Annotated in this window: 20 protein-coding genes; 15 read left to right on the top strand and 5 right to left on the bottom strand. The window is 68.1% G+C overall.

The features are described from left to right. Positions 1-3: 3 nt before the first annotated feature. The 13 genes from F792_RS0104985 to F792_RS0104925 all read left to right on the top strand — a co-directional run bounded on the left by F792_RS0104985 (position 4) and on the right by F792_RS0104925 (position 12,550). Positions 4-1,302 carry an FAD-binding oxidoreductase gene (locus F792_RS0104985; RefSeq protein ID WP_018168627.1) on the top strand — a complete coding sequence of 433 codons (1,299 nt, stop codon included), beginning with the start codon at positions 4-6 and terminating at the stop codon, positions 1,300-1,302. Between the two features lie 5 nt (positions 1,303-1,307). Continuing rightward, positions 1,308-2,060 (top strand): SDR family oxidoreductase, encoded by a 753-nt coding sequence (locus F792_RS0104980; protein WP_018168626.1) that lies wholly within the window; start codon positions 1,308-1,310, stop codon positions 2,058-2,060. A 286-nt stretch (positions 2,061-2,346) separates the two neighbouring features. Further along, positions 2,347-3,027 carry an HAD-IB family hydrolase gene (locus F792_RS0104975; RefSeq protein WP_018168625.1) on the top strand — a complete coding sequence of 227 codons (681 nt, stop codon included), beginning with the start codon at positions 2,347-2,349 and terminating at the stop codon, positions 3,025-3,027. Beyond that, entirely contained in the window at positions 3,024-4,535 is a 1,512-nt protein-coding gene (locus tag F792_RS0104970; protein WP_018168624.1) for a glycosyltransferase family 39 protein, read from the top strand. The genes F792_RS0104975 and F792_RS0104970 overlap by 4 nt, the downstream gene beginning before the upstream one ends. Positions 4,536-4,637: 102 nt before the next feature. Next, entirely contained in the window at positions 4,638-5,207 is a 570-nt protein-coding gene (locus F792_RS0104965; protein ID WP_026305898.1) for an invasion associated locus B family protein, read from the top strand. Positions 5,208-5,250: 43 nt separating this feature from the next. Further along, positions 5,251-5,814 (top strand): Na+/H+ antiporter subunit E, encoded by a 564-nt coding sequence (locus F792_RS0104960; RefSeq protein WP_026305897.1) that lies wholly within the window; start codon positions 5,251-5,253, stop codon positions 5,812-5,814. Continuing rightward, positions 5,811-6,137, top strand: a complete 327-nt coding sequence (locus F792_RS0104955; RefSeq protein ID WP_018168621.1) for a monovalent cation/H+ antiporter complex subunit F — start codon at positions 5,811-5,813, stop codon at positions 6,135-6,137. Before F792_RS0104960 ends, F792_RS0104955 begins: the two co-directional genes overlap by 4 nt. Beyond that, positions 6,127-6,423 carry a monovalent cation/H(+) antiporter subunit G gene (locus tag F792_RS0104950; RefSeq protein WP_018168620.1) on the top strand — a complete coding sequence of 99 codons (297 nt, stop codon included), beginning with the start codon at positions 6,127-6,129 and terminating at the stop codon, positions 6,421-6,423. Before F792_RS0104955 ends, F792_RS0104950 begins: the two co-directional genes overlap by 11 nt. Continuing rightward, a complete protein-coding gene (locus tag F792_RS0104945; RefSeq protein ID WP_018168619.1) occupies positions 6,420-7,415 on the top strand; it encodes a hydrogenase subunit MbhD domain-containing protein in 996 nt (331 codons plus the stop codon). The genes F792_RS0104950 and F792_RS0104945 overlap by 4 nt, the downstream gene beginning before the upstream one ends. After that, positions 7,412-7,834, top strand: a complete 423-nt coding sequence (locus F792_RS0104940) for a cation:proton antiporter subunit C (RefSeq protein ID WP_018168618.1) — start codon at positions 7,412-7,414, stop codon at positions 7,832-7,834. The genes F792_RS0104945 and F792_RS0104940 overlap by 4 nt, the downstream gene beginning before the upstream one ends. After that, on the top strand, positions 7,831-9,315 hold the full coding sequence (locus F792_RS0104935; RefSeq protein ID WP_018168617.1) for a complex I subunit 5 family protein: 1,485 nt from the start codon (positions 7,831-7,833) through the stop codon (positions 9,313-9,315). Before F792_RS0104940 ends, F792_RS0104935 begins: the two co-directional genes overlap by 4 nt. Then, positions 9,315-10,835 carry a complex I subunit 5 family protein gene (locus F792_RS0104930; protein ID WP_018168616.1) on the top strand — a complete coding sequence of 507 codons (1,521 nt, stop codon included), beginning with the start codon at positions 9,315-9,317 and terminating at the stop codon, positions 10,833-10,835. The genes F792_RS0104935 and F792_RS0104930 overlap by 1 nt, the downstream gene beginning before the upstream one ends. Next, positions 10,832-12,550 carry a complex I subunit 5 family protein gene (locus tag F792_RS0104925; RefSeq protein WP_018168615.1) on the top strand — a complete coding sequence of 573 codons (1,719 nt, stop codon included), beginning with the start codon at positions 10,832-10,834 and terminating at the stop codon, positions 12,548-12,550. The genes F792_RS0104930 and F792_RS0104925 overlap by 4 nt, the downstream gene beginning before the upstream one ends. An 88-nt stretch (positions 12,551-12,638) precedes the next feature. Here F792_RS0104925 and F792_RS0104920 read toward each other — a convergent pair whose 3' ends face one another. Beyond that, the gene (locus F792_RS0104920) at positions 12,639-13,544 is read right to left on the bottom strand and encodes an alpha/beta hydrolase (protein ID WP_018168614.1); all 906 of its coding nucleotides are present in this window, start codon (positions 13,542-13,544) and stop codon (positions 12,639-12,641) included. Between the two features lie 157 nt (positions 13,545-13,701). Here F792_RS0104920 and F792_RS0104915 point away from each other — a divergent pair, with 157 nt between their 5' ends. Next, positions 13,702-16,410 (top strand): cation-transporting P-type ATPase, encoded by a 2,709-nt coding sequence (locus tag F792_RS0104915; protein WP_018168613.1) that lies wholly within the window; start codon positions 13,702-13,704, stop codon positions 16,408-16,410. A 61-nt stretch (positions 16,411-16,471) separates the two neighbouring features. Here F792_RS0104915 and F792_RS0104910 read toward each other — a convergent pair whose 3' ends face one another. After that, positions 16,472-18,499, bottom strand: coding sequence for a sensor domain-containing diguanylate cyclase (locus F792_RS0104910; RefSeq protein WP_018144333.1), 2,028 nt, complete (start codon positions 18,497-18,499; stop codon positions 16,472-16,474). Between the two features lie 40 nt (positions 18,500-18,539). Beyond that, on the bottom strand, positions 18,540-19,187 hold the full coding sequence (locus tag F792_RS0104905) for a biliverdin-producing heme oxygenase (RefSeq protein WP_018168611.1): 648 nt from the start codon (positions 19,185-19,187) through the stop codon (positions 18,540-18,542). Positions 19,188-19,556: 369 nt separating this feature from the next. On the opposite strand from F792_RS0104905, the gene ettA reads away from it, so the two are divergent. Then, the gene (gene ettA, locus F792_RS0104900; protein ID WP_018168610.1) at positions 19,557-21,224 is read left to right on the top strand and encodes an energy-dependent translational throttle protein EttA; all 1,668 of its coding nucleotides are present in this window, start codon (positions 19,557-19,559) and stop codon (positions 21,222-21,224) included. Between the two features lie 330 nt (positions 21,225-21,554). On the opposite strand, the gene F792_RS0104895 is transcribed toward ettA, so the two are convergent. Both F792_RS0104895 and F792_RS0104890 read right to left on the bottom strand, forming a co-directional pair. Continuing rightward, positions 21,555-21,869: a hypothetical protein gene (locus F792_RS0104895; RefSeq protein WP_018168609.1), complete on the bottom strand. Its 315-nt coding sequence runs from the start codon at positions 21,867-21,869 to the stop codon at positions 21,555-21,557. A gap of 97 nt (positions 21,870-21,966) precedes the next feature. Beyond that, positions 21,967-22,443, bottom strand: a complete 477-nt coding sequence (locus F792_RS0104890; protein ID WP_018168608.1) for a hypothetical protein — start codon at positions 22,441-22,443, stop codon at positions 21,967-21,969. Positions 22,444-22,580 lie beyond the last annotated feature (137 nt).

Below are 22,580 nucleotides of genomic sequence, written 5' to 3'. Positions count from 1 at the left end.
GGCATGACCGCCAGCTGGAACCGCATCCCTCGGGTGGAACACGCGGCCGAGGTCGCGCTCGGTCGCCGCGGGCGGGCATTGCCCGACGTGCCACGCCCCCTGCTCGCCCACGGGCTGGGGCGCAGCTATGGGGACGTCTGCCTGAATCCCCAGGCCTCGCTGCTGCACACGCCGGGGCTGGATCGCTTCGTGGCCTTCGACGCCGCCACTGGAGAGCTCACGGCCGAGGCCGGGGTATCGCTGGATGCGCTGCTGCGCTTTGCCGTGCCACGCGGCTGGTTTACGCCGGTGGTGCCCGGCACGCGCTTCGTTACCCTGGGGGGTGCGATCGCCAATGACGTGCACGGCAAGAACCACCACCAGGCCGGCAGCTTCGGCGACCATGTACGCGCCCTGACCCTGCGTCGTTCCGATGGCCAGGTGCTGGAGGTCACCCCCGAGAACACACCCGACTGGTTCGCCGCGACCGTCGGCGGCCTGGGCCTGACCGGCCTGATCGAGACCGTGACCCTGCAACTGGCCCCGATCCGCAGCGCCTGGATGCGCGCCTGGTCGCAGCGCTTCGACTCGCTGGACGCATTCTGGGAACTGAACACCCAGTCCGAGCGCGAGTGGCCCTACACCGTGGCCTGGATCGACTGCCTGAACCCGGGAGCCGGCGGCCGGGTCGGTCGCGGCATCTACAGCGGCGGGCGCCATGCGACCACCGCGCCGCGCAAGGACGCCTGGCACGAACACCGCCGCAGCATCCCGCTGGACCCGCCGGTGTCGCTGGTCAACCGCCTGACCCTGCGCGCGTTCAACCACCTCTACTACCGCCAGCCGGTGCACGCGACCCCGCGCGCGGTCCATCACCTGCCGTGGCTGTTCCCGCTGGACGCGATCCGGCACTGGAACCGGATCTACGGTCACAACGGGTTCTACCAGTACCAGTGCGTGCTGCCGCCGGCGGCTTCAAAGGACGGCGTACAGGCCCTGCTGGATGCCATCGCCGCCAGTGGCCAGGGCTCGTTCCTCGCGGTGCTCAAGACCTTCGGCGACCGCGCCGCGCCGGGCCTGCTGTCCTTCCCGCGCCCGGGTGCCACGCTCGCGCTGGACTTCCCGGAAAAGGGCCGCGACACCGAACGCCTGTTCGCGCGCCTGGACGCGATCGTGCAGGAGGCCGGCGGTGCCCTGTACCCTGCGAAGGACGCACGCATGCCGGCCGACGTCTTCCGCCAGGGGTTCCCCCGCTGGGAGGCCTTCGCCGAGTATGTGGACCCCGAATTCTCCTCCGGCTTCTGGCGCAGGGTGACTGCATGAACCCAATGAAGAACGTTGTCCTCTTTGGTGCCACCTCGGCCATTACCTCCGCGGTGGCGCGGGAGTTGGTGGACACCGGTGCCCGGCTGTTCTGCGTGGCTCGCGACGGCGAGGCGCTGGAGGCCCTGCTGGCCGACCTGCGGGTGCGTGGCGACGACCCGGACGGCGCCCGCATCCTCGGCGCCACGGCGGATCTCGCCGACATCGACGGCCACGCGGCCATCTGGCAACAGGCGCAGGAGGCCCTGGGCGAGGTGGACAGCGTGCTGCTGGCCTGGGGCACCCTGCCCGACCAGGCGGCCTGCAACGCCTCGGTCGACGAGACCCTGCAAGCGATCCACGTGAACGGCACCAGCGCCATCGCCCTGCTTGCCCGCATCGCGCCGGACTTCGAGGCCCGCGGCCGGGGCGTGATCGCCGCCATCGGCTCGGTCGCCGGCGACCGCGGGCGCCAGAGCAACTACGCCTATGGCACGGCCAAGGGCATGCTCGCGATCTACCTGCAGGGGCTGCGCAACCGGCTGTTCTTCAGCGGCGTGGACGTAGTCACGCTCAAGCCCGGCTTCGTGCGCACCCCGATGACCGAGGGCTTCAACCGCGCCGGCGCCCTGTGGGCCGAACCGGAAACGGTCGCCCGGGGCATCGTCCGCGCCATGCACCGTGGCCGCGACGTGGCCTACCTGCCCGGCAAGTGGTGGGTCATCATGACCATCATCCGCCTGATCCCCGAATACCTGTTCAAGCGCCTCAAGCTCTAGGGAAACACTGATCCATGTACACACTCGCGTTGGAACCCCAGGTTTGCCGAGACCAGGCGCGGTGCGCAGCCGGTAGTGGTTCTACCGGCAAGGGCCGCAACGCAGGATCGGGGAACCTGGGGTGCCAACCCCACAAGCGATTGAATGCAGGGGCTCGGCCGCTTTTGCGTGGGAACGGCGTTGCGGTTCCCTTGTGCAGAATGACTGCACGGCAGTCACCGCGCCTTGTTCGCACGCAAAAGCGACTCGAGCGCGAGCGTGTACATGGATCAGTGTTTCCCTAGCCATGTCCGCCCCCACCCGGCCCGGCCCCGCGCGGCAGATCGTGCTGTTCGATTTTGATGGCACCCTGACCCGGCGCGACAGCCTGTTCCCCTTCCTGCGCCACGCACTGGGGACAGTGGAATTCCTGCGACGCCTGCCGGACTGCCTCCCCGCCCTGACCGGCCTGGCGCTGAAGCGCCTCTCCAACCAGGACGCGAAGGAGGCCGTGCTAACCCGCATGCTGGCCGGCGAGACCCTCGCCCACCTGCAGGCAAAGGGCCGCGAGTTCGCCGAGGGCCGCCTGGACCGGCTGCTGCGCCCGGCGGGCATGCGCGCGCTCCAGGCCCACCAGGCCGCGGGCCATGACTGCGTGCTGGTGTCCGCCTCGCTGGATCTCTGGCTGCAGCCCTGGGCCGAGCGCCACGGCCTTGCCGGCGTAGTCAGCTCGCGCCTGGCGGTCGATGACAGCGAACGCGTGACCGGACGCCTCGACGGTACCAACTGCCGGGGCGCGGCCAAGCCGGCCGCCATCGCCGCCTGGCTGGCGACCCTGCGCCCGGAGGAGCCGGTGGACCTGGTCGCGGCCTACGGCGACAGCGACGCCGACCAGCCAATGCTGGAGCTGGCCCGCAGCGGCTACCGGCTGCGTCGGGGCCGCTTCCGGCGCGTCCACGGACCCGCCCTGGAGGACACTCCCGAGTGAGACCGACACCCACCGCGTGGCCGTGGCTCGCGCGCCACTACGGCGCGATCCTGCTGGCCGTCCTGCTGGTCAAGATCGGCATGGCATGGGCGCTGCCGATCACCGGCGACGAGGCCTATTTCCTCATCTGGGGCCATAACCCGGATCTGGGCTATTACGACCACCCGCCGATGATCGGCTGGTGGCTCGGCGCCATCCTGCCCCTGTCGGACCATCCGCTGGCGATCCGCGCCCTGGGCATCTTCGCCTCCATGGCCCCGGCGCTTGCGGTCTTTCTCTGGTGGCGACATACCGATCCGGTCCGGGCGCGCCTGGTCTCGCTGCTGGCGCTGTTCATGCCGCTGTTCTTCATCGCGGTCATCACCGCGACGGACACCCCGCTGATCCTGTTCGCCCTGCTCGCCACCGGCCTCGCCTGGCTGGCGCTGCGCACCGGGCGCGCGGCCTATTTCCTGCTCGCCGGGCTGGCCCTGGGGCTGGCGTTCCTGTCCAAGTACTTCGCGGTGCTCCTGGGCATCGCGCTGGGGCTGCACATCCTGCTGTTCGCGCGGCAGCACTGGCGCGGCCTCTTACTGATCATCCTCGGCGTGGTGCCGGCGGTCGCCCTCAATCTGTACTGGAACTGGGACAACTGCTGGTACAACGTGATGTTCAACGTCGTGAACCGGCATGGCGACGGCGGCTTCGACCCGGGCAACTGGCTGACCTACGCGATCCTGCTCGTCTATCTGTTCACGCCCTGGCTGCTGTGGTTCTACGCCCGCCAGTGGCGCGCCCTGGCCGCCGGCATCCGCGAGTACCAACTGGGCGTGTTCCTCTCCGCCGGGCTGATCCCGCTGATCCTGTTTGCCCTGCTCGCCCCGTTCAAGAGCATCGGGCTGCACTGGCTCGCCGCCTTCGCGCCCTTCCTGCTGCTGCCCGCGCTGTTCCTGGCCCGACGCTCGCTGACGCTCGGCGTCTGGCTCTCCGGGGCCCTGGCGATGCTGCACGCCGTCGCGATCCTGACCCTCGCGCTGATGCCGGTGGAATGGCTGAAGGGCCAGGACCGCTACGCCGACGCCGTGTTCTACCTGGCCCCGGAATCGGTGGCCGGGGTGGTGGGCGAATACGACGCGGACTGGCACGTCTTCACCCGCAGCTACTCGCGCTCGGCGGTACTGGGCTACTACGCCGGCCGCGAGGTCGGGGTTTTCGGCCCCGGCTCGCACTATGGCCGCCAGGACGACCTGCTTACCGACTTCCGCGCGCTGGACGGTGCCAACCTGCTCTACGTCCCCACCCGCGGCGAGCTGGATCCGGCGCAGGTGGAGCCCTTCTTCGACGAGGTGCGCGTACGCGAAGTGACCATCCGCGGCGTCGCCTGGACCCTCGCCGAGGGCCGCGGCTTCGACTACGCCGCCTACCACGACCAGATCCTGCAACCGGTACTCGAACGTTACTACGACCTCCCGGACTGGCTGCCCGAGGGCCGCTGCGACTTCGTCGAGCGCTATACCACCGGGCCATGAGAGGCTACGCGGGCACCACCGGAACCGAGACCGGTTCAAAGCAGTCCCTTGCCTGGCGCGCTAGAGTAGGACCACGTTTCAACATCGGAGACCACCCTGATCATGCCTATGGCCATCCAGTCTTTTCGACACGTCCGCCGCAGCCCTTTCGTTGCCATTGTTGCGCTGTTGCTCACGGGCCTCGCCGCCCCGGGGGCGGCGCAGGACATGGGACAACCCGGCCAACCGCAGCAGCCCGTGCAGCAGGAGCCGGAAACCACCGTCTACCAGGACTGGGAGGTCGCCTGCATCGACACCCCGAACGGCGAGCGCTGCCAGATGCAGCAGACCCTGCAGATTCAGGACGAACAGGCGCAGGGACTCTTTCTGCAGGCCACCATCCGCCGTGAAGGTGACCAGCATGTGATCGAGGTGCTGGTGCCGCTGGGCGTGGATCTGCGACCCGGTATCCGCATGCAGGTCGATGACGCGGGCGAGGAAATGGACGCCGGCTACGTGACCTGCGTGCAGCAGGGCTGTGTCGCCGGACGCGAACTGAATGACAGTCAGATGAGCGCGCTGCGAGGCGGGCAGGCCCTGACCGTGGCCTTCCGCGCCCTGCACCAGGAGCAACCGTTCGTCTTTGACGTGTCCTTGATGGGGTTCACCGACGCCAGCAACGAACTGAGATAAGAGCGCCAGGATCACCTCGACACCTCCGCCAGGCAGCGACTCGATGACGCCCGCGTCTCGCTCCTCGCAACCGAGCCCCGGCTTCCCCGGCCGCGCGCGGTCACGTGGCAGGCGGGCGATCGGGACTGCGGCCGCGGCCGCGCTGCTGTGGTGGGTGCTCGCGGGCCACGAGGCCCTGCTGGAACCGCTGGCCCTGCTGGCGATCGTTCTGGCCGGTAGCGCCAGCCTGCTGCTGCCGACCGGCCGGCCGCTCCCGTTACGCCTGCGCGCCCTGCCCGGCCTGCTGGGCTTTTTTCTTCGCAACTCGTTTCTGGGCGGCCTGGATGTCGCGCGCCGCGCCCTGGATCCGCGCCTGCCAATCCATCCGGCGTTCGTCACCTACCGAACCGAACTGGCCCATGGGCCGCCGCTGACCCTGTTCATGGCGGTCATTAGCCTGTTGCCCGGCACGCTCAGCATTCGGCTGGAGGGCCGGTTGTTGACCCTGCATGTGCTGGATCGCGACGCCGACACCCGGGCGGCGCTGATCGCTCTGGAACGACGCATCCGGGCCGCCTTCCGCGACCCGCGTGACCACCGCGACAAACGCAACGGGAAAACCTCGTGAGCGTCTTCTACCTGGCCACGGCGCTGTTCCTGCTGGGCACCATCCTGCTGGGTCTCGTTCGGGTACTGCGCGGGCCGGGTTCCGGGGACCGGATGCTGGCCGCGCAACTATTCGGCACCACCGGGGTGACGATCCTGCTGCTGCTGTCGCTGGCACTGGAGGAATCCGCCCTGGTGGATGTGGCGCTGGTCTTTGCGCTGCTGGCGGTGGTCGCGGCCGTGGCCTTCGTCCGCCAGCACGGCCTGCCGGAACCACCGGATACCCCGATCCACCGCCAGCACGCGGAATCCGCCGAGCCGGAGGAGCCGAACGATGATCGCTAATACCCTGACCGTGGTCCTAATCCTGGCGGGGCTCGTGTTCTTCGCCGCCGGCACCGCCGGGCTGCTGCGCTTCCCCGACGTCTACTCGCGCCTGCATGCGTTGACCAAGGCCGACAACGTCGGGCTCGGGCTGGTGGTACTCGGACTGATGTTCCAGGCCAGCGGTCCGGCGGACATCCTCAAGCTGCTGCTGATCTGGCTTCTGGTCCTGGCCGCGGGGACCACCGCCGCGCACATGGTGGCGCAACGAACCTGGACCCACGGGGAGTTCGAGTCGGATCGATGAACGGGCTGCTGGTCCTCTTCGATCTGGTCCTGCTGGCCGGCATCGTCGGGGTGGCCTGGCGCTGCCTGGCGAGTACCGACCTGTTCCGGGCCGTGGTGCTGTTCATTACATTCGGATTGCTGCTGGCGCTGGCCTGGGTGCGGCTGGAGGCCCCGGACATCGCGCTCGCCGAGGCCGCGATCGGCGCGGGCATCACCGGTGCCCTGCTTCTGGTCACGCTGGAACGCCTGCGCAGCATCATGGCGGAACGTCGCAGTGGCCGCCCGCATACGCCCCCGCCCGACCCCACCGGGCCGCATGCCCTGCTGCGGGCGCTGCACGACCCGCCGCCCGAACGCCGGACCTTCCTGCCCGCTTTGACCTTTGCCCTGGTGGTCGGCGGCCTGCTGGTCACCGCGCTGTGGCACCAGCCGCAGTCCACCGGGCTGGAGCCGGTAGTGGATGCGCACATGGACGTCTCGGGCGTCGATCACCCGATCACCGCGGTGCTGCTGAACTTCCGCGCCTACGACACCTTCCTCGAGCTGGCGATTGTCCTGATCGCACTGCTGGGCGCGTGGTCGCTGGGGCGACATGACCTGATCCCGGCGCGTCCGGCCCCGGGCCCGATCCTGCCCGGCACCCTGCGCCTGCTGGTCCCGGTCGCGATCGTCACCGGGGTGTACGTGCTGTGGGCCGGGAGCCACGCCCCCGGCGGGGCCTTCCAGGCCGGGGCCATCCTCGGCGCGGCCGGGATCCTGCTGGTCCTGGCGCGACCGCACCAGCTGCCAATGGCGCCGGGGGTGCCACTGCGCCTGGGCCTGACCGCCGGCGTCGCCCTGTTCCTGCTGGTGGGGCTGTACGGCCTCGTGGCCGGACACGGCTTTCTCGGCTATGCGGACGCCTGGGCCTACCCGCTGATCCTCCTGATCGAGGTCGCGGCGACGCTGTCCATCGCACTGGCCCTGGTGGCCCTGTTCGTGGCCGGGCGCCCGGCCGGGGACGACGCATGAACGGCCTGGCCGAAACACTGGCCCACACGCTGGCACCGGGCCTGTTGTACCCCACCGCTGGGGCCATCCTGTTTGCCCTGGGGCTGTACGGGCTGATCCGCCGGCACCATCTGGTCCTGCGCATCCTGGCCCTGAACATCATGGGCTCGGGCGTGTTCATGGTGCTGCTGGGTGTGGCCGCCCGCGGCGAGGGCCCGCCGGACCCGGTGGCACAGGCCCTGACCCTGACCGGCATTGTGGTCGCGGTCAGCGCGACCGCCTTCGCCCTGGCTTTGGTGGTGCACCTGACGCGGCTGACGGGCCATGCAGCGATGCTCCCCGGGCCCCCGGACGACGACGCCCCGGTGGAAGACATCTCGCGCGGCGAACATCACGCCGACGGCGGCCCCGCCGCCTCGGACGAGGATCGGCCCTCGTGACCCCGGCAAATGCCGAGTGGCTCCCGGCGGCGATCGCCGGGCTGGTCGCGCTGTCGCTGGTAGTGGCCGTATTGGCGACGGCCTGGCCGCGCCAGGCCCATCGCGTCGGCCTGCTGGGGGCGCTCGCGATCACGGTCTGGGTGCTCGGTCTGAGCGCGCTGTTCCTGAACGCCGGACCGGATCCGGAGGCCGCGGCCACACGGGTGGCACTGGGGGGCTGGGAGGCGCCACTGGGCCTGATGCTGCATCTGGACGGGCTGTCCATGACCCTGCTGGTGCTGACGGCCGTCGTGGGGCTTGCGACCAGCCTCTACAGCCTGGGCTATGTGCATGATCGCATCGAGCGGCGCCAATTCTGGCCCTTGTGGCTCTGGCTGTGGGCCGGCCTGAACATGCTGTTTCTCTCCGGCGATGCCTTCAACCTGTACATCACGCTGGAGGTGGTCTCGCTGTCGGCAGTGGCATTGGTCGCCTTCACCGGAACGGCCGCCGCGGTCTCCGGCGCGGTGCGCTATCTGCTGGTCAACATCCTCGGCTCGCTGAGCTTCCTGATGGGGGTGGTGCTGCTGTTCGGAGAGCACGGGGTCCTCGACCTGCTGCTGCTGGAGACGCGCACCGAGGCGGGCCCGACCGAACGCATGGCGGCCGTACTGATGACCGCCGGGCTCATGCTCAAGGCTGCGCTGTTCCCGCTGCATGTCTGGCTGGCGCCGGCCCACGGTTCGGCCCCGGCGCCGGTCAGCGCGGTGCTCTCAGGACTGGTGGTCACCGGGTCGTTCTATCTGATCCTGCGTCTGTGGATGGGCGTGTTCGCCCCGCTGGCCACCCCGGCCTTCGGCATCCTCGTCGGGATGCTCGGCGTGGCGGCGCTGGTCTGGGGCTCGCTGCAGGCCCTGCGCGCCGGCCGCCTCAAATCGATTGTGGCCTATTCCACCGTGGCCCAGTTCGGTTATCTGCTGGTGGCCTTCCCGCTGATGCTGGTGGATCCGGGTGCCTGGCGGGTGGTGGTGTTCTTCGCGGTCGTCCACGCGCTGGCCAAGGCCTCGGTCTTCCTGGCGGCCGGCACGCTGCAGCACGCCGCCGGGCATGATCGGCTGGCCGATCTCGGCGATGTACTGCGGGCGCGGCCGCGCACGGTCTTCGCCCTGGGGCTGGCCGGCGTCAGCCTGATGGGGCTGCCGTTCACTGGCGGCTTCATCGCCAAGTACCTGCTGCTGGAGGCCGGTCTGGGCACAGTACTGGCCGGCAGCGTGATCGGCGTGCTGTGGGTGCTGGCGATCGCCGGCGGCGGCCTGCTCGCGGCGGCCTACATATTGCGGATGGTGGCCCCGGCCTTTCACCGCGGACACGAAGATGCCGGCGAGGCGGTCTCGCCGTGGATGGACTGGGTACCGCTGGGCCTGGCGACTGTCGCGGCGCTCGCCGGGCTGGCCGGGACGCTGACCCTCAACACGCTCGCGCTGACGCCGGGGGCCCCCTGATGGACGGCGGCTGGCTGCTGCTCGCGATCCTGTTCAGCTCCCTCGGGCCGGGGATCGCGATCTTTTTTCTGCCCGAGCATCGCCAGGGCCTGCGTACCGCGCTGAACCTGGGTGGCGCCGGCACCAAGCTGGCACTGGTCGGAGTCCTGCTGGCCGGGGTGCTGCGCGGCGACGAATACCGCTTCAGCCTGCCGCTGATGCCGGGCATCGACCTGGTCCTGGCCGCCGATGCGTTGTCGCTGCTGTTCGCGAGTCTTTCGGCCGTGCTGTGGTTCGTGACCACCGTCTACGCGATCGGCTACCTGGAGGGTTCGCCCCGGCGCAGCCGCTTCTTCGGGTTTTTCTCCTTGTGCGTCAGTGCGACGGTCGGCATTGCCCTGTCCGGCAACCTGATCACCTTCCTGATCTTCTACGAGATCCTGACGCTGGCGACCTGGCCGCTGGTGGTCCATCGCGGTACGCCGGCGGCGCTGCGGGCCGGACGGCTCTATCTCGCCTACACGCTGACCAGCGGACTGGTGCTGTTCACGGCGATTGTCTGGCTCACGCTCCTGGCCGGAGCCGAGGGCTTCACCCCGGGCGGGTACCTGGACGGTCTCGCGGAGACGCACGCGACCACCCTCCAGATCCTGTTCGTGCTGCTGATGATCGGCTTCGGGGTAAAGGCGGCGCTGGTGCCGCTGCATTCGTGGCTGCCCATCGCGATGATCGCGCCGGCGCCGGTGAGCGCGCTGCTGCACGCCGTGGCCGTGGTCAAGGCCGGCGCCTTCGGCATCATCCGCGTCGTCAACGACGTCTATGGAACCGAGCTGGCCATCGAACTGGGCCTGACCGCCGGGCTTTTGGTGGTGGCGGCGATCACCATTGTCTACGGTTCCATCCAGGCCCTGCGCACGGACGACCTGAAACAGCGCCTGGCCTTCTCCACCATCAGCCAGGTCTCCTACATCATCCTCGGCGTAGCGCTGGCCGGGCCGCTGGGGATCATCGGCGGACTGGTGCACCTGGTGCACCAGGGCATCACCAAGATCACCCTGTTCTTCTGCGCCGGCAACTTCGCCGAGACCCTCGGCATCCACCGCATCAGCGAGCTCGACGGGGTCGGCCGGCGCATGCCGCTGACCATGCTCGCCTTCACCCTCGGGGCGCTGGGCATGATCGGCCTGCCACCGCTGGCGGGATTCGTGACCAAGTGGCACCTCGGGCTGGGGGCGCTGGAGGCCGGCATGCCCTGGGTGCTGGGCGTGCTGGTCCTCAGCAGCCTGCTGAACGCCGCCTATTTCCTGCCGCCGGTGATCCGTGGCTGGCTCGGTGAGCGCCGCGAGCCGTGGCACGAACCACTGCAGGCGCATGCCGGGCCGACCCGCTTCGAGACCCACTGGATGCTGCTGTTTCCGGTGGTCTTCACCGCTGCGCTGGGCCTGCTGGTGGGACTCTTCGCCGGGCTGGGGCTGAGCCCGCTGGGCTGGGTCAGCCTGATCGTGCGGCGCGACTATTCGCTGCCGGAGTTCGGGCTGTGAGCAGCATCCTCCTGCTCGCCGTCCCACTGCTGCCGTTACTGCTGGCGGTATTTATCGGCCTGCACCCGGGGCAGGCGCGGCTGAACCGCCTGGTCCCCTGGGCCGCGCTCCCCGGGCTGCTGCTCGCCGCCCTGGCCCCGACCGGGCTGGAGGCGACCTTCGATAGCCTGCTGATGGGGACCCACCTGGCCGTCGACCCAACCGGGCGGGCGTTTCTGGCCCTGACTGCAGGCCTTTGGCTGGCAGCCGGACTATTCGCCCTCGGCGAGCGGCGTGACGACGCCCGGCGCGAGCGCTTTTACGTGTTCTGGCTGCTGGCCCTGGCCGGGAATCTGGGCCTGGTCCTCGCGCAGGACGCGGCATCGTTCTACCTGTTTTTCTCCCTGATGAGCCTCTCCGCCTACGGGCTGGTGGTCCACTCCGGAAAGCCGGAGGCGTGGCGCGCCGGGCGGGTGTACCTGATCCTCGCGGTACTGGGCGAGGTCCTGCTGCTCGCGGGCCTGCTCCTGGCCGTCCACGCCGCAGGGCAATCCAGCCTGGCGGCGGTGGCAGCCGCCCGCCCCGAGGGCTGGGCGCTCGCACTGCTGGTCGTAGGCCTGGGGATCAAGGCCGGCATGCTGCCGCTGCACTTCTGGCTGCCTCTGGCCCACCCGGCGGCCCCCGTACCGGCCAGCGCCGTGTTGTCCGGGGCGATGATCAAGGCCGGGCTGCTGGGCTGGATGCGGTTGCTGCCGCTAGACGCCACCGGGCATGCAGTGCTGGGCGAGACCCTGGTCCTGCTGGGCCTGGCAGCGGCCTTCCTCGGGGTCCTGGTGGGCGTCCTGCAGGTACGACCGAAGACCATCCTCGCCTACTCCAGCATCTCGCAGATGGGGCTGATGACGGTCGGCATTGGCCTGGCCCTGTTGCTGCCGGAGGCGCGCGGTTGGCTACTGGCCGCTGTCACGCTGTACGCCGTTCACCACGGCCTGGCGAAGGGCGCGCTGTTCCTGACGGCCGGGATGCAGAACCAGTGGCCGGGTACGCCCCTGGCCCGGGCCGCGTTTGCCCTGTTCACCCTGTTGCCGGCCCTGGCCCTGGCCGGGCTGCCGTTCACCAGCGGCGCGCTGGCCAAGAACACGCTAAAGGGCCCGCTGGCCCCCGACGCCCTGCCCGGCTGGCTGGCCCATACGGAGTTGCTGCTGACCCTCGCCGCGGCAGGCACCACCGTGCTGCTGCTGCGTTTCCTGTGGTGCTGGCAGGCCGGGCTGCAGGCACCCGCCAACGGACTTGACCGGCACCGGTGGTGGGCCTGGGGCGCACTTGCACTGACGGGGTTGTTGCTCCCGTTCGGGGTCCTGGCCGTCGGGCCCGGCGGCCTGCCCGTCGAGCCTCGGGACCTCTATGGCCTGGCCCTGCTGTGGCCGATCGCCCTCGGGCTCGTCCTCGCCGGCATCGCCTACCAGCTGATCCGTGACGGCGAGACCCCGCGCGTGCCGGAGGGCGATCTGGCCGCCCTGGCCGAGGCCGCCTGGAGCGGCGCCCGGCGTACACACCGAAACCTGGCCCTGCCACCACCCCGGCCGCGCCGGATGCCGGCACGCCTCCGGCTACTGCGCCTGAAACTGCGCCAGCGCCTGGAAGACGCCGAACGCGTCCTGACCCGATGGGAGACCATCGGGTTGCTGTTCTCCGCCGCGATGCTCGGGCTCTACCTGACGCTGCTGGTCGAATAGCCCCTAACACGGGCACGAAAAAGGCCGGCCCGGGGAATTCCCGGGCCGGCCTTGCACTAGCGCCGACTTGTTCTTGAGGGCTTACCGATCAGTTCTGATCGATGAAGTCCGCGGTGAAATCGGCCACGTCATCCGCGAAGAAGTCGCGGAAGAAGTGATCGGCACCGTCCACGGTCATCAGGGTGATGTCGCCGCTGTCCTTCACCGCCTCGACCTTCTGCGGAAGATCCGGGACCACGTCGTCCTCGGAGCCCACGATCACCAGCGTCGGGATCTGCATCCCGCGGATCACCGAGGGGGTGTCGTTCTGGCGAGTCGGTTCGTAGTAGCCAAGGAAGGCGCGCGGGGTCACGTCCAGCTCCTCGCAATAGAGGAAGCGCACGTCCTCCATCAGGGTCTCTTCCTGGTTCATGCGCTGCAGTTCGCGGGCACGATCCAGCATCACCTGCAGCGGCAGGCCGCTTTGCTCCTCGAAATCCGCCGCAGCCTCATCCTCGTCAAAGGTGGAAGCCGCCACCAGCACCAGGGCGCGGATGCCGTCCGGGTCGTGCTCGGTCAGGTAGCGGGCGACCTGATTGGCCCCACGGGAGTGCCCGAACAGGGTGACCGGGCCGTAGCCTTCGTCCTGCAGCCACTCGTGCCACAGGCTGACCTCCTGCAGGTGATCGTCGACCCCGTGACGCACCGGGGCGTCACACTCGAACATCCCTTCACGTGCATCGATCCCGTAGCTCAGGTTGATCGACAGGGAGTTCAGTCCGTGCTCGGCCAGCAGGTCCTGCACCCCCGCCATCACCTCCATGCGCCCGTGCGCCAGGGTGCCGTGCAGCATCAGCACCACACCATCGGAGGGGCTCGCCCCCATGCCTTCCTTCATATGCCCGACCAGGGTCAAATCATCGTGTTCCAGCGTGACCTTCTCCGCGGCTTGAGCGGCCGGGGCCACCAACAATGCTGCGGCCGCAAGGGCGGCCGTGGCGATCCAACGGGACATGGGGAACCTCCTGGGTGGTTAGCGTGATCCAATAGACTCAGTAGCGGTGGGAAAATTCCGCCCGAACGCGTGGGCGTAGTCCTGACAGCGCGGCCTGCGCAGCGCATGATAGACAAATCTGGAACGGCCCCGCCGCCGCCACCTTGACGGTAGACGCATGAGCAATCGTGACCCATCCCTCGACTGGCACGCCCTGAAGACCGACGAGGTCCTCAAGCGCCTGGAGGTGGACGAGCACGGGCTCAAGTCTCCGGATGCCGAACATAGGCTGCAGGACGTCGGCCCCAATCGCCTGCCGGAAACCGCACGCACCGGACCCATCCGGCGTTTCCTGCTGCAGTTTCACAACGTGCTGATCTACGTACTGATCGCCGCGGCCATCGGCACCGCTTTCCTCGGGCACTGGCTGGATACCGGCGTGATCCTGGGGGTGGTACTGATCAACGCGATCATCGGCCACATCCAGGAGGGCAAGGCGGAGAAGGCGCTGGACGCGATCCGCCAGATGCTCTCGCCGAAGGCGCAGGTGCTGCGCGACGGCCAGCGCCGGAGTATCCCTGCGGAAGAGCTGGTCCCCGGCGACATCGTCTACCTGCAGGCGGGAGACCGCGTCCCGGCGGACCTGCGCCTGACCGGGGCGCACAACATGCGCATCGACGAGGCCGCGCTGACCGGCGAATCGGTCGCCAGCGAGAAGCAGACCGCCCCGGTGGAGCCAGAGGCCGACCTCGGCGACCGCGTCTCGATGGCGTATTCCGGCACACTCGTCGCCTTCGGCCAGGGGCGCGGCGTGGTGATCGGCACCGGGGCCGATACGGAGATCGGACGCATCTCCACCCTGATCGGCGAGGTGGAGACCCTGACGACGCCGCTGCTGCGCCAGATCGCGCAGTTCGGCCGCTGGCTGTCGGTGGCGATCGGCATACTGGCCGCGGCCACCTTCGCCTTTGGCTTCTGGGTGCGCGACTACGACCTGGTGGAGACCTTCCTCGCGGCGGTCAGCCTCGCGGTCGCGGCCATCCCCGAGGGCCTGCCCGCGATCATGACCATCACCCTGGCGATCGGGGTACAGCGCATGGCCGCGCGCCACGCGATCATCCGCCGCCTGCCGGCGGTGGAGACCCTCGGCTCGGTCACCACCATCTGCTCGGACAAGACCGGCACCCTGACCCGCAACGAGATGACGGTGAAGAGCATCGTCACCACCGCGGCGGAGTACGAACTGACCGGGGTCGGCTACGAGCCGCACGGCGGGATTACCCGCGACGGCCAGGAGGCCGATCCGGAATCCGACCCGCTGCTCGCGGAGATCCTGCGCGGCATCCTGCTGTGCAACGATGCCGAGGTCTACCCGAAGGACGACGCCTGGACCATGGAGGGGGACCCCACCGAGGGGGCGCTGATCACTGCGGCGATGAAGGGCGGGCTGGACCCGAAGGAGGTCAACGAGCGCTATGTACGCGACGACGTGATCCCCTTCGAGTCGTCCTACAAGTTCATGGCGACCCTGCATCACGATCACGAAGGCGGGGCATTCGTCTTCCTGAAGGGCGCGCCGGAACGCGTGCTGGCCGTCTGCAGCACCCAGCGCACCGCCGACGGCGAAGAGCCCCTGGACGCCGAACACTGGCAGCAGTGGATGGACGGCGTCGCCGCGCGCGGCCAGCGCCTGCTCGCCCTGGCCACGCGGAGCATGGAGGATCATCGCCGGGAGTTGGAGTTTGCCGACATCGAGGATGGCGGTCTCACCCTGGTCGCCGTCTGCGGCATCATCGACCCGCCCCGCGAAGAGGCCATCAAGGCAGTGGCCCACTGCCAGGAAGCCGGCATCCGCGTAAAGATGATCACCGGCGATCACGGCGTCACCGCGCGCGCCATCGCCGACGAACTGGGCATCCGCACCGAGGGCGGCGTGGTGGTAGGCCACGAACTGGAGAACGCCACCGACGAAGAGCTGGAGGAGCAGGTCCGCCACGTGGACGTGTTCGCCCGCGCCACGCCCGAGCACAAGCTGCGCCTGGTGCGCGCCATCCAGAGCCATCACGAGGTGGTGGCGATGACCGGCGACGGCGTCAACGACGCCCCGGCGCTCAAACGCGCGGATGTCGGGATCGCCATGGGCATCAAGGGCACCGAGGCCGCGCGCGAGGCCTCCGAGATGGTGCTGGCCGACGACAACTTCGCTTCCATCGCCAACGCGGTGGAAGAAGGCCGCACGGTCTACGACAACCTGAAGAAGGCCATCCTGTTTCTGCTGCCCACCAACGGCGGCCAGGCCTTCACCATCGTCGCCGCCATCCTGCTCGGCCTGACGCTGCCGCTGACCCCGGTGCAGGTGCTGTGGGTGAACATGGTCACCGCCGTGACCCTGGCGCTGGCGCTGGCCTTCGAACCGACCGAACCCGGCGTGATGCAGCGCCCTCCACGCCCGCCGCGCACCCCCCTGCTGTCCGGCTTCCTGATCTGGCGCGTGGGGTTCGTCTCGGCACTGCTGGTCGCCGGCACCTTCGGCCACTTCCTGTGGCTGGAACAACAGGGCGTGGCCGACGAATTCGCCCGCACCGTGGCGATCAACACCCTGGTCATGGGCCAGTTGTTCTTCCTGTTCAACAGCCGCTACATCCTGGAACCGTCCTGCAATCGCGAGGGCCTGTTCGGCAGCCGCCCCGTGCTGATCGCCGTCGGCGCCCTGATCCTGCTACAGGGCATGTTTACCTACGCCCCACCGCTGCAGTTCCTGTTCGGCACCACCGCCATCGGCCTGGAGGAATGGGGCCGCATCCTCGTGTTCGGGATCGTCCTGTTCACCCTCGTCGAGCTGGAAAAGGCCTTCCTGCGCCGCCGCGGCTTCAACCCGCACCAGTAAATCCCGGTGCTGCGCAGGAACGCCATAACCAGGGGAAATCCGATCTGGAGGGATCGCGGCTTCAACCCGCGCTGACTTCTACCCGGTTGCGCCCGCCCTCCTTGGCGGCATACAGACCCAGATCAGCACGCTTGACGATTCCGCGTCTCTGATCACCCTCCCGGTATACCGCCACGCCGAAACTGGCGGTCACACTGCCGTAGTCACGGATCTCCAGGCCCGCGATCGCCGCGCGCAACCGTTCTGCCAGGCGGGTTGCACCCTCGAGACCGGTATTGGCAGCCAGTACGAGGAATTCTTCACCGCCCCAGCGACCCGCAAGATCGGCATCGCGCATGAAGGTCGAGACGGTCCGCGCCACCGTGACCAGCACTTCATCACCGGCATCGTGACCCCAGGTATCGTTGAAGCGCTTGAAATGGTCGATATCGAACATGACCAGCGCGCAAGGTCGCCCGTAGCGTTCGGCCACGGCGACCTCCTGGTCGATCGCCTCCTCCATGCGGTAGCGGTTCCACAGGCCGGTGAGATGGTCACGGGTGGCCAGGCGCTCGAGCCGCTGGTTAAGCTGACTGATTTCGCCGGCCGCGATCAGCACGGCCAGATCGCTGGCCAGGTCGGTCGCCGCACGCAGCTCCGCCGATTGCCACGGGACACTCTGTCCGCGCACGATTTCCTTCCAGGAGGCGAAGCTCTCGCGCGGCGAAATTCGCCCACTTTGTCGGTCGAGTGTCTTTTCGGGGTTGCCCGCCCAGATGCGCGTTTCGGCCTTCTCTGATCGAAAGAACAGCAGCCAGGCGTCACGCGGGTTCCGGATCGGCAGCGGTACCGCCAGCAAGCCCGAGGCCCGGGCGGGTTCGCAGAACCTTCCCAGTTCGGTCCGGCCGAGTTCTCGCGATGACCAGGCCAGATCGCCGGAGTGATGCCTGTTCAACCAGGCGACGATCCCGTCGATCGATTCCGCATCCGGCACCGTGCCCACGCCGGCGCTCTGATCACCGGCGGCCAGAACCGCGCCACTGGCCCGGAAGATCCGCAACCATTCCTTGCCGTGGCTTGCCAGCAGTTCTTCCGGTTCGGGAAACTCCCCACGCTGATCGACCAGGACGTCACGACTGTCGTTGGCCCGTTGAATCAGCGCGGCCTCCTCGCGGGCCTGGACCAATTCGAGCTGAACACAGGTGGTCTGCACCATGGCGCGCAGGGCATCACGCAACGCCGGCGACAGGATATTGCGTGCCGCTGCATGGCAGGCCAGCAACCCCCACAACCGTCCATCGAGGTGCAGGGCGATCGACATCGAGGCGACCACGCCCATGTTGGCCAGGTAGGTGACATGGATCGGTGCGACCGCCCGCAGGATGCCGCACGAAAGATCGAGGGGAGAAGCGTCGGCCGGGTCGCTTGTCGGGACGAGCGGCACGGCTGCCGCCGAAGCATCCGGGATGTCGCGCACCCGCATGATGCTGTAGAGCTGCCGCACCTGGGCGGGAATGTCGCTGGCCGGAAAGTGGTGACCCAGGTAGGTGTCGGCACCGTCGGCCAGGCTTTCGGCGACGACGCTGCCGTTCCAGTCCTCGTCGAACCGATAGATCATCACCCGATCGTAGCCGGCCAGTTCGCGCACCAGGGCGGTAAGCGCGCGCAGCAGCCCGTCACGGGTCGTGTGTCCGGACAGCTCGGTCTGCCAGTCGGCCATCGCGCCGAACAGCCAGCGTTCGGGATTGCCGGAAATCGGTTCGAGTTCGACCACCACGCGCGCACCACTGCGATACGACAGCAGGCGAAAACGCTGCGACCGGCCACGGCTACGCAGCGACACGATCAGCGCACCGTAACGGTTCCGTGAATCGAGCTGGATGCGGATCTGATCGAGCCAGCGGCGAGTGAACATCCGCTCGGGTGTCATGGCAAGGGCATCGGCCGGCGCCACACCGAGGATGGCTTCGAGGTTGGCGCTGACCTGGCGAACCTCCTGGAGCTGCTCGTCCATGGCAACCAGCGCACCATGCGGCTGAATCGCTCCCGGGATATGCACCGGCTCACGGTCGCAAGCCTCGAGCGCGGCATCCAGTTCCGGCTCGTCCATATCCTTCATCTCCTTCGCGGAGTGACAGCGGGCAATGAATTTATCGCATTTCGACAGCGCGTTTCCTGCTGTCGAAGGCATCCAGCTCGGCCTTGTAGTCGGCGAACGCCTCTCGGGCGCCTGCTACAGCCTGCGCGAGAGCGTCCTCGACTTCCAGCTCGCGCTCGAGCGTCGCCAGCAAGCGACCAAAGTCGTCGGGCACGATGGTCTCACCGAAAAAACGGCAAGGCACCGTATCGCCCAGGTTGGAACGAATGCACCGGGCAATCACCGCACTGCCCTGACGCGATCCCTCCAGTACATAAACCCGGCCCCACCAGGCCGCACGTCCATCCGAAAGGTCCGGCGGCGTCTGCGAGACCGGAGGGACGGGCTGGCCCAACGCGACCAGGTCCGCTTCCAATCGCGCGAGACGTGGTAACAGCTCAAATCCCGACTCCGCATGATGGCGGCTTGCATGAACCCGCCGCTCCAGTCGGGCATGCGGTCGGCACATGGCCGCAAGCGATTCCGCGTACTGCTCGCGGGTAAGCTCGCTACCGGTCAGCCGCTGCATCAACCGGTGCTGATCCAGCGCCTTGTGCGCGGGCACCGTGCCCCTGCGCAAGGCCTGGTGCGCGCGCCCCCTTTGATACCTTCTCATTGCATGAATGGTAGCAGCTTGCGCTGAGCCTGTGCCGTCCAGCATTCCGAGTATTGGGGCTTTCGCGCCGATATTCCTCGAGCCCCGGCTTGATGCCTCCGGGTCCAGTCCCGGGTGGCAGAAAGGAGGCGCAGTCGCATGTGGCACCGTCGCAGGGCCGCTGCGCTCCCCGATTCATGGGACGGCCCGAGCTTTCCAGGGCGTGCCAGTCCCCCCGCCCGCTCGTTGAACGCCTTGATCGCTTCATTCGACACACACCCACAAGGATCGCGGAGTTGCGGGGACCGCCCGCGGTGGAACCCTGGCAGTCCGCGAGACACGCCCCTGACCCCCTTGGGATGGTAAAGTGCCGACCCAGCGCGGGCCACGAGTGGCCAGCCCCCTCATCCAAACCGAATTCGTCGCAGGAGCACCATGGCGCAGTACATCTTCACCATGAACGGCGTGGGCAAGATCGTCCCGCCGAAGAAGTACATCCTCAAGGACATCAACCTGAATTTCTTCCCGGGCGCCAAGATTGGCGTGCTGGGCTACAACGGCGCGGGCAAATCTACCCTGCTGCGCATCATGGCAGGCGTGGATACCGACATTGTCGGCGAGGCGCGCCCGCAGCCGGGCATCCACATCGGCTACCTGTCGCAGGAGCCGCAGCTCGACGAGAACAAGGATGTCCGCGGCAACGTGGAAGAGGCCGTGGCCCCGGTCAAGGAAGCCCTGGCCGAGCTGGATCAGGTGTATGCCGCCTATGCCGAGCCGGAGGCCGACTTCGACGCCCTGGCCGCGAAGCAGGGCGAGCTGGAGGCGAAGATCGAGGCCGCCGACGGCCACAACCTGGAGCGAAAGCTGGAGGTGGCTGCCGACGCCCTGCGCCTGCCGCCGTGGGATGCCGACGTGAAGAACCTCTCCGGGGGGGAACGCCGCCGTGTGGCGCTGTGCCGGCTGTTGCTGTCCAACCCGGACATGCTGATCCTCGATGAGCCGACCAACCACCTGGACGCCGAATCCGTGGCCTGGCTGGAGCGCTTCCTGCAGGAGTTCCAGGGCACCGTGGTTGCGGTGACCCATGACCGCTACTTCCTCGACAATGTGGCCGGCTGGATCCTCGAGCTGGACCGTGGCCAGGGCATCCCGTTCCAGGGCAACTACTCGCAGTGGCTGGAACAGAAGGAAAAGCGCCTGAAGCAGGAAGAAAAATCCGAGGCGGCCCGCGTGAAGGCGATGGAGTCCGAACTGGAGTGGGTGCGCTCCAACCCGAAGGGCCGTGGTGCCAAGAGCAAGGCCCGCCTGAAGCGCTTCGAGGAGATCGCCTCCACCGACTACCAGAAGCGCTCCGAGACCAAGGAGATCTACATCCCGCCGGGCCCGCGTCTGGGCGACAAGGTGCTGGAGGTGGACAACCTGTCCAAGCACTTCGGCGATCGCGTGCTCTACCAGGGCCTGTCTCTCTCCGTTCCGCGCGGTGCGCTGATCGGTGTGATCGGCCCGAACGGCGTGGGCAAGACCACCCTGTTCCGCATGATCGCCGGCCAGGAACAACCGGACGAAGGGACCATCGAGCTGGGCGAAACCGTGCAGCTGGCCTATGTCGACCAGAGCCGCGATGCCCTGCAGGACGAGAAGACCGTCTGGGAGGAGATCTCCAACGGCCAGGACATCATCCAGGTCGGCAACTTCCAGATGCCGTCACGCGCCTACGTCGGCCGCTTCAACTTCAAGGGCACCGACCAGCAAAAGCGCATGAAGGATCTCTCCGGTGGGGAGCGCAACCGCGTGCACCTGGCCAAGCTGCTGCAAAGCGGCGGCAACTTCCTGCTGCTCGACGAACCGACCAACGACCTGGACGTGGAGACCCTGCGCGCGCTGGAAGAGGCGCTGCTGGACTTCCCCGGCTCCGTGATCGTGATCTCGCATGATCGCTGGTTCCTCGACCGCATCGCCACGCATATCCTCGCGTTCGAGGAAGACGGCAACGTGGTGTTCTTCGACGGCAACTACCAGGAGTACGAGGAAGACCGCCACAAGCGCCTGGGCGCCGCGGCCGACCAGCCGCACCGGGTCAAGTACAAGCGACTCGCCTCCTGATCCACCCCGAAGGCCCGGCACCCGCCGGGCCTTTTGGTTTCTGCCCTTCACCTACGCGAACCCTTGAAAGCGTCCCGGCTCGCAAAGGGCCACCACGGCAAACCAGGGGGGCAGGCAATCGGCTCGAAGCTCACCGCCCAATCCAACACCACGGCGAGCGGGCTCGAGCGGCTTGTGGGACGATCTGGGTACCGGCTCCAGTCACCTGCGAGGCGCCGGGGTCAGAGCGTTGCTGTGTGAAGGACGCGCGGGCGCATGCGGCCCGGTGGTCCGAGACGCTTCGCATACAGCGCATACGCCTGCGCGTTGGGCGCCCGACCCAGCCAGAGACTACCCGCCCCGCGGCCGGGTGTTCTCGACAAATTCTTCGGTAAACGCTGCCAGCTCCGCATCCTCGATCAGCCCCTCGCGCCGCATGCACGTGAACTGGTCCAGCGCCTTCGAGCGGGCGTGGCCATCGAAGATGAACGCAAGCCGCTTGTCCGCTGCGCGCATTTGCTCGTACAGGTCCAGAAAGCGTTCGTGATTCGACCGGTCGTCCTGTTCCATCGTCGCCCGACAATCGGCCAGGGCTCGTTCGCAGTAACGATCCAGCGCGGTTTCCTTCAACCGGCTGAACCGCTTCCAGTCCGACTCCTTGATCATTCCGGCCGCCTCCTGAAACTCGATACGTCAGGTGGTCAGGCGGGTGCGCGCCCAACCACCCGAAAATAATGCAACGGCTGCGCTTGGCCCGCCAAGCCTACCGGCGATCGCAGGTCGCGGTCAGGCGCCCGTCCACCGGCTCCCCCGTCATCTCCATATCCGCGAATCGGCCGTCGGCCTGCAGTTCGCTGCCGTCGATCTGGATCAGCGGCTCGGCAGCACCTCCGGCGGCACTAATCCACTGCTGGCCCATGCGGGTCCGATTGGCCTCCAGCACCTCGCCACCCGCACGAAAGTCCCCAAACTGCAGCGACACCGAGTGCGTCAGCATCCCCGCAACCGCATTGCGCGAGGCGAATACCCGCAGCGGGCCGCGATCCGTATCCGCGCGCGCCACCAGCGTCTGGTAGCGGTCATCCGACTCACCCGAGAAATCACAGACCTCCATCTCCAGCACGTACTCATCGCCCTCCAGGACCAGTGTCGCGGCCCCGGCCGCGTGGGCATTCCCGGAAACCAGCGCAACGGAAAACAACGAGACCAGACAGGCGGGCAGGACCAGCGCTCGACGCATACGGAAGCTCCTTCGCATGGGTGGGGGTATGCCGGAAGCTTACCCCATCACCCCGCGAAGCTCCTGCCTCCTGCCATGCGGTCCATCCCGACGGCCGTGCCCCAGTTTCTGGTCGTTGGCCGGCGATGCGGATTCCC

The organism is Thioalkalivibrio sp. ALMg9 (assembly GCF_000380625.1).
Taxonomy (GTDB): domain Bacteria; phylum Pseudomonadota; class Gammaproteobacteria; order Ectothiorhodospirales; family Ectothiorhodospiraceae; genus Thioalkalivibrio; species Thioalkalivibrio versutus.
The sequence above is the reverse complement of the archived record's forward strand: the minus strand, read 5'-3'. Positions and strand labels throughout refer to the sequence as shown.

What these genes read in the sequence shown, in the direction of transcription:
- F792_RS0104985 (WP_018168627.1), top strand. Translation starts at nt 4, where the DNA reads ATGACCGCCAGCTGGAACCGCATCCCTCGGGTGGAACACGCGGCCGAG.
- F792_RS0104980 (WP_018168626.1), top strand. Translation starts at nt 1,308, where the DNA reads ATGAAGAACGTTGTCCTCTTTGGTGCCACCTCGGCCATTACCTCCGCG.
- F792_RS0104975 (WP_018168625.1), top strand. Translation starts at nt 2,347, where the DNA reads ATGTCCGCCCCCACCCGGCCCGGCCCCGCGCGGCAGATCGTGCTGTTC.
- F792_RS0104965 (WP_026305898.1), top strand. Translation starts at nt 4,638, where the DNA reads ATGCCTATGGCCATCCAGTCTTTTCGACACGTCCGCCGCAGCCCTTTC.
- F792_RS0104960 (WP_026305897.1), top strand. Translation starts at nt 5,251, where the DNA reads ATGACGCCCGCGTCTCGCTCCTCGCAACCGAGCCCCGGCTTCCCCGGC.
- F792_RS0104950 (WP_018168620.1), top strand. Translation starts at nt 6,127, where the DNA reads ATGATCGCTAATACCCTGACCGTGGTCCTAATCCTGGCGGGGCTCGTG.
- F792_RS0104945 (WP_018168619.1), top strand. Translation starts at nt 6,420, where the DNA reads ATGAACGGGCTGCTGGTCCTCTTCGATCTGGTCCTGCTGGCCGGCATC.
- F792_RS0104940 (WP_018168618.1), top strand. Translation starts at nt 7,412, where the DNA reads ATGAACGGCCTGGCCGAAACACTGGCCCACACGCTGGCACCGGGCCTG.
- F792_RS0104930 (WP_018168616.1), top strand. Translation starts at nt 9,315, where the DNA reads ATGGACGGCGGCTGGCTGCTGCTCGCGATCCTGTTCAGCTCCCTCGGG.
- F792_RS0104920 (WP_018168614.1), bottom strand. Translation starts at nt 13,544, where the DNA reads ATGTCCCGTTGGATCGCCACGGCCGCCCTTGCGGCCGCAGCATTGTTG.
- F792_RS0104915 (WP_018168613.1), top strand. Translation starts at nt 13,702, where the DNA reads ATGAGCAATCGTGACCCATCCCTCGACTGGCACGCCCTGAAGACCGAC.
- F792_RS0104910 (WP_018144333.1), bottom strand. Translation starts at nt 18,499, where the DNA reads ATGGACGAGCCGGAACTGGATGCCGCGCTCGAGGCTTGCGACCGTGAG.
- F792_RS0104905 (WP_018168611.1), bottom strand. Translation starts at nt 19,187, where the DNA reads ATGCTGGACGGCACAGGCTCAGCGCAAGCTGCTACCATTCATGCAATG.
- ettA (WP_018168610.1), top strand. Translation starts at nt 19,557, where the DNA reads ATGGCGCAGTACATCTTCACCATGAACGGCGTGGGCAAGATCGTCCCG.
- F792_RS0104895 (WP_018168609.1), bottom strand. Translation starts at nt 21,869, where the DNA reads ATGATCAAGGAGTCGGACTGGAAGCGGTTCAGCCGGTTGAAGGAAACC.
- F792_RS0104890 (WP_018168608.1), bottom strand. Translation starts at nt 22,443, where the DNA reads ATGCGTCGAGCGCTGGTCCTGCCCGCCTGTCTGGTCTCGTTGTTTTCC.